At 73.2% G+C, this 9,289-nt stretch carries 10 protein-coding genes and 1 pseudogene; 3 read left to right on the top strand and 8 right to left on the bottom strand.

The window, feature by feature from the left end; all coding sequences use genetic code 11:
* Positions 1-263, top strand: a pseudogene (locus IE249_RS35930) (TIGR03085 family metal-binding protein); the annotation flags it as partial.
* A gap of 312 nt (positions 264-575) precedes the next feature.
* On the opposite strand, the gene hisF reads toward IE249_RS35930, so the two are convergent.
* From hisF to hisD, 8 genes are read right to left on the bottom strand one after another with little or no spacing between them, the layout of a single operon-like run.
* Positions 576-1,331 (bottom strand): imidazole glycerol phosphate synthase subunit HisF, encoded by a 756-nt coding sequence (gene hisF, locus IE249_RS02485; protein ID WP_189703081.1) that lies wholly within the window; start codon positions 1,329-1,331, stop codon positions 576-578.
* 50 nt (positions 1,332-1,381) lie between these two features.
* On the bottom strand, positions 1,382-1,774 hold the full coding sequence (locus IE249_RS02480) for a RidA family protein (RefSeq protein ID WP_189703080.1): 393 nt from the start codon (positions 1,772-1,774) through the stop codon (positions 1,382-1,384).
* Complete coding sequence (gene priA / locus IE249_RS02475) at positions 1,771-2,499, bottom strand: bifunctional 1-(5-phosphoribosyl)-5-((5-phosphoribosylamino)methylideneamino)imidazole-4-carboxamide isomerase/phosphoribosylanthranilate isomerase PriA (RefSeq protein ID WP_189703079.1); 729 nt, start codon at positions 2,497-2,499, stop codon at positions 1,771-1,773. Before priA ends, IE249_RS02480 begins: the two co-directional genes overlap by 4 nt.
* Positions 2,499-3,152: an imidazole glycerol phosphate synthase subunit HisH gene (gene hisH / locus IE249_RS02470; protein WP_373304327.1), complete on the bottom strand. Its 654-nt coding sequence runs from the start codon at positions 3,150-3,152 to the stop codon at positions 2,499-2,501. Before hisH ends, priA begins: the two co-directional genes overlap by 1 nt.
* Positions 3,143-3,307, bottom strand: a complete 165-nt coding sequence (locus tag IE249_RS02465; protein ID WP_189703077.1) for a CG2302 family histidine operon protein — start codon at positions 3,305-3,307, stop codon at positions 3,143-3,145. The genes hisH and IE249_RS02465 overlap by 10 nt, the downstream gene beginning before the upstream one ends.
* Positions 3,304-3,906 (bottom strand): imidazoleglycerol-phosphate dehydratase HisB, encoded by a 603-nt coding sequence (gene hisB, locus IE249_RS02460; protein WP_189703076.1) that lies wholly within the window; start codon positions 3,904-3,906, stop codon positions 3,304-3,306. The genes IE249_RS02465 and hisB overlap by 4 nt, the downstream gene beginning before the upstream one ends.
* On the bottom strand, positions 3,903-5,018 hold the full coding sequence (locus IE249_RS02455; protein ID WP_189703075.1) for a histidinol-phosphate transaminase: 1,116 nt from the start codon (positions 5,016-5,018) through the stop codon (positions 3,903-3,905). Before IE249_RS02455 ends, hisB begins: the two co-directional genes overlap by 4 nt.
* Entirely contained in the window at positions 5,015-6,340 is a 1,326-nt protein-coding gene (gene hisD / locus IE249_RS02450) for a histidinol dehydrogenase (RefSeq protein ID WP_189703074.1), read from the bottom strand. The genes IE249_RS02455 and hisD overlap by 4 nt, the downstream gene beginning before the upstream one ends.
* Positions 6,341-6,499: 159 nt before the next feature.
* On the opposite strand from hisD, the gene IE249_RS02445 reads away from it, so the two are divergent.
* Together IE249_RS02445 and IE249_RS02440 are read left to right on the top strand one after the other, a co-directional pair.
* The gene (locus tag IE249_RS02445) at positions 6,500-8,089 is read left to right on the top strand and encodes an oxidoreductase (protein WP_189703073.1); all 1,590 of its coding nucleotides are present in this window, start codon (positions 6,500-6,502) and stop codon (positions 8,087-8,089) included.
* 109 nt (positions 8,090-8,198) lie between these two features.
* Positions 8,199-9,281: a hypothetical protein gene (locus IE249_RS02440; RefSeq protein WP_189703072.1), complete on the top strand. Its 1,083-nt coding sequence runs from the start codon at positions 8,199-8,201 to the stop codon at positions 9,279-9,281.
* Positions 9,282-9,289 lie beyond the last annotated feature (8 nt).

The raw sequence follows: 9,289 nt of genomic DNA, 5'->3' as shown, positions 1-9,289 counted from the left end.
CCGTCTTCCAGGAGACCCTGTGGTCCCGCCTGGAGCGCACCGCCCGGCTGCTGGGCCGGGGCATCCCCACGGGCCTGGTGCTGCGCCGCCCCAACGGCCAGACGGCGGTCGCTCACCGGGGCACTCCGGTGGTGACGGTGACCGGCGAGCCCTCGGAGCTGCTGCTGTTCGCCTTCGGGCGGCAGAACGCGGCCCGGGTCGAGGTGGACGGCGACAAGGACGCCATCGCGAAGCTGTCGGAGACCAAGCAGCTGGGGTTCTGACCCCGACCCCGCGGGGCTCGGCCGGGCAGCTCGGGCAGCTCCACCCGCCGCAGTTCGCGGGCGCCCGGCACGCCCGGTCCGCCCGGGGCGCAGACCGCCGCGCCGACGACGAACACCGGGCCGGTGCCCCGGGCGACGCCGGTCACGTAGGCGAGCGCGCCGATCGCCACCGAGCCCGCGCAGCAGGCGAACGCGGTCACGTACCCGGCGCGCGGCACGCGCAGGCAGGGCGCCGACGGCGGGCACGAACACCGCGTCCATGGTGCCCGAACCGGTCCGCGACGACGTGGTGGTTTCGGCGGGGGCGTGGGGCTATCGGACGGGGTGGCCCGCCTCCCGCAGCGTCTGCTTGACCTGGCCGATGCGCAGGTCGCCGAAGTGGAAGACGGAGGCGGCGAGGACCGCGTCCGCGCCCGCCGCGACGGCCGGCGGGAAGTGGGCGAGGCTGCCGGCGCCGCCGGAGGCGATGACGGGGACCGTGACGTGCTTGCGCACGGCGGCGATCATCTCCAGGTCGTAGCCGTCCTTGGTGCCGTCCGCGTCCATGGAGTTGAGCAGGATCTCGCCGGCGCCGAGCTCGGCGGCGCGGTGCGCCCACTCCACCGCGTCGATGCCGGTGCCGCGGCGGCCGCCGTGGGTGGTCACCTCGAACGTCCCGGCGGCGGTGCGGCGCGCGTCGACGGACAGGACGAGGACCTGGCGGCCGAAGCGCTCGGCGATCTCCCGGATCAGGTCCGGGCGGGCGATCGCGGCCGTGTTGACGCCGACCTTGTCGGCGCCCGCCCGCAGCAGCTTGTCGACGTCCTCGGCGGTGCGGACGCCGCCGCCGACCGTGAGCGGGATGAAGACCTGCTCGGCGGTGCGGCGCACCACGTCGTACGTCGTCTCCCGGTTGCCCGAGGAGGCGGTGATGTCCAGGAACGTCAACTCGTCGGCGCCCTCGGTGTCGTACACCTTGGCCATCTCGACGGGGTCGCCCGCGTCGCGCAGGTTCTGGAAGTTGACGCCCTTGACGACCCGGCCGCCGTCCACGTCCAGGCAGGGGATGACTCGGACCGCCAGGGTCATGAATCCACGGCTCCTCAAACGAAGTTCTGCGGCCCCTTACGGGCCTGCGGTCAGCCTCTGAAGGCTTCCAGTTCCACCGACACCAGCACGCGCGGGTCGACGAAGCCCTCCACGACCAGCAGGGTCGCGGCCGGGCGTACGGAGTCGAACAGCTCCTTGTGGGCGCGGCCCACGTCGTCCAGGTCCCGGGCGTGGCTGAGGTACATCCGGGTGCGGATCACCGACTCCACGCCCAGCCCGAACTCGCCGATCGCCTCGATGGCGCTGGTGAACGCCACCTTGGCCTGCTCGTACGGGTCGCCCTCGCCGTAGAGCACGTCGCCCCGGAAGGAGGTCGTGCCCGCCACGAGGACCCGGTCGCCCGCCGCCACGGCGCGTGCGAAGCCGAACGTCTCTTCCCAGGGAACTCCGCTCTGCACCCGCCGTACGGCATCGGACATCATGACGACACTTCCTCCAGGGCCTCTTCCAGGGTGAACGCCTTCGCGTACAGGGCCTTCCCGACGATGGCGCCCTCGACACCGAGCGGCACGAGCGAGGCGATGGCGCGCAGGTCGGCGAGGGAGGAGACGCCGCCGGAGGCGACCACGGGGCGGTCGGTCGCCGCGCACACGTTCTTCAGCAGTTCCAGGTTGGGACCCTGGAGCGTGCCGTCCTTGGCGATGTCGGTGACGACGTAGCGCGCACAGCCCTCCTTGTCGAGCCGCTCCAGCGTCTCGTAGAGGTCGCCGCCGTCGCGGGTCCAGCCGCGGCCGCGCAGGGTGGTGCCGCGTACGTCGAGCCCGACCGCGATCCTGTCGCCGTGCTCGGCGATGACCTTGGCGACCCACTCCGGGGTCTCCAGGGCGGCCGTGCCCAGGTTGACGCGGGTGCAGCCGGTGGCGAGGGCGGCGGCGAGGGTGTCGTCGTCGCGGATGCCGCCGGACAGCTCCACCTTGATGTCCATGGCCTTGGCGACCTCGGCGATCAGGGCCCGGTTGTCGCCGGTGCCGAACGCGGCGTCGAGGTCGACCAGGTGCAGCCACTCGGCGCCCGAGCGCTGCCAGGCCAGGGCGGCGTCGAGGGGGGAGCCGTAGGAGGTCTCGGTCCCGGACTCGCCGTGCACCAGGCGGACGGCCTGGCCGTCGCGGACGTCGACGGCGGGGAGGAGTTCGAGCTTCGAGGGCATCAGAGGGTTCCGATCCAGTTGTTCAGCAGCTGCGCTCCGGCGTCGCCGGACTTCTCGGGGTGGAACTGGGTGGCCCACAGGGGGCCGTTCTCCACGGCGGCCACGAAGGGCTTGCCGTGGGTGGCCCAGGTGACCCTGGGGGCCCGCATCGCCGCGTTGTGCGCCTGGAGTTGCCAGTCGTGGACGGCGTAGGAGTGCACGAAGTAGAAGCGGGCGCCGGCGTCGAGGCCGGCGAACAGCTCGGAGTCCGCGGGCGCGTCCACGGTGTTCCAGCCCATGTGCGGTACGACGTCGGCCTCGAGGGGCGCGACGGTGCCGGGCCACTCGTCCAGGCCCTCCGCCTCGACGCCGTGCTCGATGCCGCGGGCGAAGAGGATCTGCATGCCGACGCAGATGCCCATGACCGGGCGCCCACCGGACAGCCGGCGGTCGATGATCCAGTCGCCGCGGGCCTCCTTGAGGCCGCGCATGCAGGCTGCGAACGCGCCGACGCCCGGCACCAGCAGCCCGTCGGCGTTCATCGCCCGGTCGAAGTCACGGGTGATCTCGACTTCGGCGCCCGTGCGGGCGAGCGCGCGCTCGGCGGAGCGCACGTTGCCGAAGCCGTAGTCGAAGACCACGACCTTCTTGGCCGCCGCGCCGGTCAATTCCACACCTCCAGCCGCATCACGCCCGCGACGAGGCACATGGCCGCGCCGATGGACAGCAGCACGACGAGGCTCTTCGGCATCTGCTGCTTGACGAAGGAGACGATGCCGCCGACGAGGAAGAGACCGACGACGATCAGCAGGGTGGACAGGCCGTTCACAGTGCGCCCTTCGTGGACGGGAGGATGCCGGCCGCGCGCGGGTCGCGCTCGCTGGCGTAGCGCAGTGCCCGTGCCAGGGCCTTGAACTGGCACTCCACGATGTGGTGCGCGTTGCGCCCGTAGGGCACGTGGACGTGCAGGGCGACCTGGGCCTGGGCGACGAAGGACTCCAGGATGTGCCGGGTCATGGTGGTGTCGTACTCGCCGATCATCGGCGCCATGTTCTCGGGCTCGGTGTGCACGAGGTAGGGGCGGCCGGAGAGGTCGACGGTGACCTGGGCGAGGGACTCGTCCAGCGGGACCGTGCAGTTGCCGAAGCGGTAGATGCCCACCTTGTCGCCGAGCGCCTGCCTGAAGGCGGCGCCGAGCGCGAGGGCGGTGTCCTCGATGGTGTGGTGGGAGTCGATGTGCAGGTCGCCGTCGGTCTTCACGGTCAGGTCGAACAGACCGTGCCGGCCGAGCTGGTCGAGCATGTGGTCGTAGAAGCCGACCCCGGTGGCGATGTCGGTCCTGCCGGTGCCGTCGAGGTCGATCTCGACGAGGACCGAGGTCTCCTTGGTGGTGCGCTCGACTCTTCCAACGCGTCCCGCGCGAGTCATCCGCTCTGCTCCTGTTCCTTCTTGAGATCGCGTACCGCATCGAGGAACGCGTCGTTCTCCGCCGGGGTTCCGGCGCTGACCCGCAGCCATCCCGGCACGCCGTTGTCGCGGACCAGGACGCCCCGGTCGAGGATCCGCCGCCAGGTGGCGTGGGAGTCGGCGAACCGGCCGAACTGGACGAAGTTCGCGTCCGACTCGGTCACCTCGTAGCCCGCCGCGCGCAGTTCCGAGACCAGCCGGTCGCGCTCGCTCTTGAGCTGCTCGACGTACTTCAGCAGCGTGTCGGTGTGCTCCAGGGCGGCCAGCGCGGTGACCTGGGTGATCGCCGACAGGTGATAGGGCAGCCGGACCAGTTGGACGGCGTCCACGACGGCCGGGTGAGCGGCGAGGTAGCCGAGGCGCAGTCCGGCCGCGCCGAACGCCTTGGACATGGTGCGCGAGACGACCAGGTACGGCCGGTCCGCCAGCAGCGGCAGCAGCGACGCGCCGTGACTGAACTCGATGTAGGCCTCGTCCACCACGACCATGGACGGCTTCGCGGCCTGCGCGGCGTCGTACAGGGCGATGACGGTCTCGGCCGGGACGGCGTTGCCGGTGGGGTTGTTGGGGGTGGTGATGAAGACGACGTCGGGCCGGTGCTCGGCGATCGCCTTCTCGGCGGCGGGCAGGTCGATGGTGAAGTCCTCGCCGCGCGGTCCGGAGATCCAGCCGGTGCCGGTGCCGCGCGCGATGAGCGCGTGCATCGAGTACGACGGCTCGAAGCCGATCGCGGTGCGGCCGGGCCCGCCGAAGGCCTGGAGCAGTTGCTGGATGACCTCGTTGGAGCCGTTGGCCGCCCAGACGTTCTCCACGCCGACCGGGTGGCCGCCGGTCCGGGTCAGGTACGCGGCGAGCGCGGTGCGCAGCTCGACGGCGTCCCGGTCGGGGTAGCGGTTGAGGCCGCGGGCCGCCTCGCGCACGCGCTCGGTGATCCGCTCGACCAGCGGCTCGGGCAGCGGGTAGGGGTTCTCGTTGGTGTTCAGCCGCACGGGGACGTCCAGTTGCGGCGCGCCGTAGGGGGACTTGCCGCGCAGCTCGTCCCGTACGGGAAGATCGTCGATTCCGGGGTTCACTTGCTCGTCGGTACCTTCCAGCCGAACCTGGCCTTGATCGCCGCGCCGTGCGCGGGCAGGTCCTCCGCCTCCGCCAGCGTCACCACGTGGTGGGCGACCTCGGCGAGGGCGTCCTTGGTGTAGTCCACGATGTGGATGCCGCGCAGGAAGGACTGGACGGACAGGCCCGAGGAGTGGCAGGCGCAGCCGCCGGTCGGAAGCACGTGGTTGGAGCCGGCCGCGTAGTCGCCGAGGGAGACCGGCGCCCAGGGGCCGACGAAGATCGCACCGGCGTTGCGCACGCGCTCGGCGACCGCTGCGGCGTCGGCGGTCTGGATCTCGAGGTGTTCGGCGCCGTAGGCGTCGACCACGCGCAGGCCCTCGTCGATGCCGTCGACGAGGACGATCGCGGACTGCCGGCCGGACAGGGCCGGGCGGATCCGGTCCTCGATGTGCTTGGTGGCGGCGACCTGGGGGTCGAGCTCCTTCTCCACGGCGTCCGCGAGGTCGGTGGAGTCGGTGACGAGGACGGCGGCGGCCAGCGGGTCGTGCTCGGCCTGGCTGATCAGGTCGGAGGCGACGTGCACCGGGTCGGCCGTGGCGTCGGCGAGGACGGCGATCTCGGTGGGTCCCGCCTCGGCGTCGATGCCGATCTTGCCGGTGAAGTGGCGCTTGGCGGCGGCGACCCAGATGTTGCCGGGGCCGGTGACCATGTTGACGGGCGGGCAGGACTCGGTGCCGTGGGCGAACATCGCCACGGCGCCGGCGCCGCCGGCCGCGTAGACCTCGTCGACGCCGAGCAGGGCGCAGGCGGCGAGGATCGTCGGGTGCGGCAGGCCGCCGAACCCGGCCTGGGGCGGGGAGGCCAGCGCGATCGAGGCGACGCCGGCCTCCTGCGCGGGCACCGCGTTCATGATCACGGAGGAGGGGTAGACGGAGCGGCCGCCGGGCGCGTAGAGCCCGACGCGGTCGACCGGCACCCACTTCTCGGTGACCGTGCCGCCGGGGACGACCTGGGTGGTGTGCGTGGTGCGGCGCTGCTCGCGGTGGACGAGTCGGGCCCGGCGGATGGACTCCTCCAGTGCCGCGCGCACGGCCGGATCGAGCTCCTCCAGCGCGCGCGTGAGCGCGGCGGCCGGAACCCGGACCTGGTCGAGCTTGACGCCGTCGAACCTCTCGGCGAAGTCGATCAGCGCCGCGTCGCCCCGATGATGCACGGCCTCGCAGATCGGGCGCACCTTCTCCAGGGCGGCCGCGACGTCGAAGTCGGCTCGGGGCAGCAGGTCGCGCAGGGCGGGTCCCTCGGGGAGGGCGTCGCCGCGCAGATCGATTCGGGAGATCACGGTTCCAATTCTCTCAGACCGGCGTCGGGCACCGTCCGCCCGTATCAATGGCTGATACAGAACTTGCCCGCCGTTCGTGTTCAGAGCGTGACGCAGCGGGCATCACCGTTGTACGCAGCGTAGCGAACTGGCGAGTAGCAGTGGAGGAAGTGAAGATCCGTGACCGAGGGGGCCGGCTTCCACGCCGGGGACCAGCCCGGGGACCTGCCCGGCGACCTGACCGCCGTCGAGGCGGGAATGTGGCAGGCCTTCCGCAACGGCAGCGTGTACGACCTGCGCAGCGGGGACGCGCTGGTGGACGATCCGCACGGCACTCACCCGTGGGGGCGCGAGCGGACCGTGCGGGCGCGCGTCGTGTGCTGGCTGCTGCTGGACGGGCCGCCAGCGCTCGCCGGGCGGGTGTCGTCCCTGAAGCTGTCCGGGCTGCGGATCGAGGGCTCCCTGGACCTCGCCGGGGGCACGGTGGTGCCGTACGTGGAGATGTCGGGCTGCCGGTTCGAGCGGGAGGTGCTGCTGCCGGAGGCGCGCTTCACGACGGTGCGGCTGGTGAACTGCTCGGTGCCGAGGCTGGAGGCGGCCCGGGTGCACACCGAGGGCGACCTGCATCTGCCGCGCTGCCGCTTCCCGGGCGGGGTGCGGCTCACCGACGCGCAGATAGGCACCGACCTGCTGCTCAACCAGGCGATCGTGCACCGCGACCGCACGGGCCGCTCGATCGCGGCCGACGGGCTCACGGTCGGGCAGGACCTGCAGGCGGAGCTGCTGGAGTCGCACGGGGAGTTCAGCCTGCGCAGCGCCAAGATCGGCGTCTCGCTGAGCCTGCGCGGGGCGCGCCTGGACAACCCGCTGGCCCGGCTCGCGCTGAACGCGCCGCAGCTGACCGTCGAGCGCACCCTGTACCTCACCCCGGCCGGCGTCGGCGGCACGCCGCTGAGCGGGGTGACTCCGGCGCGCGGCACGCGCATACAGCCCTTCGAGAGCCGGGGCGGGGTACGCCTGGACGACGGCCGCTTCGGGGACGCGGTCGACCTGGAGGGGGCGCGGCTGGTCCTCACCGACGAGCAGGCGCTGTCGCTGCGCCGGGTGCAGACGCCCGAGCTGCGCTTCCTCGGCGAGCGGCCCAGGCGGGGCAAGGTGCTGCTGTCAGGGGCGCGGATCGTCACCCTCGTGGACCGGGCGAGCAGCTGGCCCGGCCCGGGCGGGCTGCACATGGGCGGCTTCGTCTACGAGAACCTGGTGCCGCGCGGCCCCTTCGCGCTGGCGGAGCGCCTGGACTGGGTGGCGGCGGCGACCGCGGAGTACAACCCGGAGCCGTACGAGCGGCTGGCGGCGGTGCTGCGGGAGTCCGGCGAGGACGAGGACGCGCGCGAGGTGCTGCTCGCCAAGCACCGGCGGCGCCGGGAGACCCTGCCACCGGCCGCCAAGCTGTGGGGGTACGTGCAGGACTGGACGGTGGCCTACGGCTACCGCCCGGGCCGGGCCGCGGTGTGGATGGCGGTGCTGTGGGCGGCCGGCTCCCTCGCCTTCGCCCACGCGGGCCGGCCGCCGGTCAACCAGGGCGGACACCCGCAGTGGAACCCGGCCCTCTACGCCCTGGACCTCCTCCTGCCGGTGGTCGACCTCGGCCAGGTCGACGAGTGGCAGCTGCGCGGCGGCTGGCAGTGGCTCGCGGCGGCGATGGTCCTGCTGGGCTGGACCCTGGCTACGACGGTGGCGGCGGGCGCGACCCGGCTCCTGCGCCGGAACTAGGCACGGCTGTTGTTGAACAGTCACCTTTTACTCGACCTTGACCGGTCGGCGTACAACTTTCGCCGGCTTGCCCGCACCCTCTGGCGCGTCCCCGACCTGCGGACTTTCAATGGTCGACACCATGGCTCTGCTGCCCCCGTTCATCCGCCCCACCCGGATGGCAAGAACCGCTCCCGGCCTCGTCAGTGCGCGGCCCGGCGACGGGCTGCCCGCCGACGACGAGGTGCTCCTCGACGCGCCCGACGAGCGGCTCGGCCCGGTGCTGGTCGCCGCCGCCCAGGGTGCGTACGGCCCCGCCGCCGAACTGCTCGCCGCCACCCGCCGGCGGGCCGAGTGGGAGGATCGCGACCGGTACGCGCTCCGGCTGGCCGCCTTCGCACGCTCGCGCGCCGAGTGGCTGGACGCCTGGCTCGCGGCCGCCCCGCACGACCCCGACGCGCTGGTCGTCGCGGCCCAGCTCGCCGTGGACCGCGCCTGGCCCTCGCCGGCCCGGGCCGAGCTGCTGCGCGAGGTCAGCCCGCTGATCACCGCCGCCGCGCGCGGCGACGACCGCGACCCGGTGCCGTGGCGGATCGCGCTGGACCACGCGCGCGGCAGCCGCGCCGGGCACAAGTACTTCGGCGAGCTTTGGGAGGCGGCGGTCCGCCGCGCCCCGCACCACTACGGCTGCCATGTGGCGGCCCTGCGCTACCTGGCCTCCTCCTGGCGCGGCTCGCACCCCGAGTGCTTCGACTTCGCCGAACTCGCCGCCCAGGACGCCCCCGCCGGCTCACTGGTGCAGGCCCTGCCGGGCCGGGCCGCGTTCACCTGCCTCACCGACGGCGGGGCGGCCGGGGTGCCCCGGGAGCGGCTGGACGCGGCGGCCGACCGGGCGATCGCGCTCTCCGGCCGGTTCCCGGCCGCCGACCCGTGGCCCGCCGAGATCCGCAACCTGCTGGTCTGCGTCCTGGTACGGCTGGAGCGCCGCGAGGACGCCCTCGTGCAGCTGCGGCTGCTCGGCCCGTACGCCACCTCCTTCCCCTGGAACCGGATGCCGGGCGCGACGCGGGAGGAGGCGCCGGACGAGGTGGCCGACGACCCGCTGGGGCGCTTCCTGCGGGTCCGCGCCGACGTCCTCTCGGCGCTGCTTCCGGCAGTGCCCCGGCAGCCCCGGGGCGGGCGCGGCGGACGTGCCCGTCCCGGCGACCATTAGGCTTTTGC

The organism is Streptomyces anandii JCM 4720, from assembly GCF_014650655.1.
GTDB lineage: Bacteria > Actinomycetota > Actinomycetes > Streptomycetales > Streptomycetaceae > Streptomyces > Streptomyces anandii.
The sequence above is the reverse complement of the archived record's forward strand: the minus strand, read 5'-3'. Positions and strand labels throughout refer to the sequence as shown.

Bases quoted from the DNA above. Each gene is read 5' to 3' on its own strand.
- hisF (WP_189703081.1), bottom strand. From the start codon at position 1,331: ATGACCCTGGCGGTCCGAGTCATCCCCTGCCTGGACGTGGACGGCGGC.
- IE249_RS02480 (WP_189703080.1), bottom strand. From the start codon at position 1,774: ATGATGTCCGATGCCGTACGGCGGGTGCAGAGCGGAGTTCCCTGGGAA.
- priA (WP_189703079.1), bottom strand. From the start codon at position 2,499: ATGCCCTCGAAGCTCGAACTCCTCCCCGCCGTCGACGTCCGCGACGGC.
- hisB (WP_189703076.1), bottom strand. From the start codon at position 3,906: ATGACTCGCGCGGGACGCGTTGGAAGAGTCGAGCGCACCACCAAGGAG.
- IE249_RS02440 (WP_189703072.1), top strand. From the start codon at position 8,199: ATGGTCGACACCATGGCTCTGCTGCCCCCGTTCATCCGCCCCACCCGG.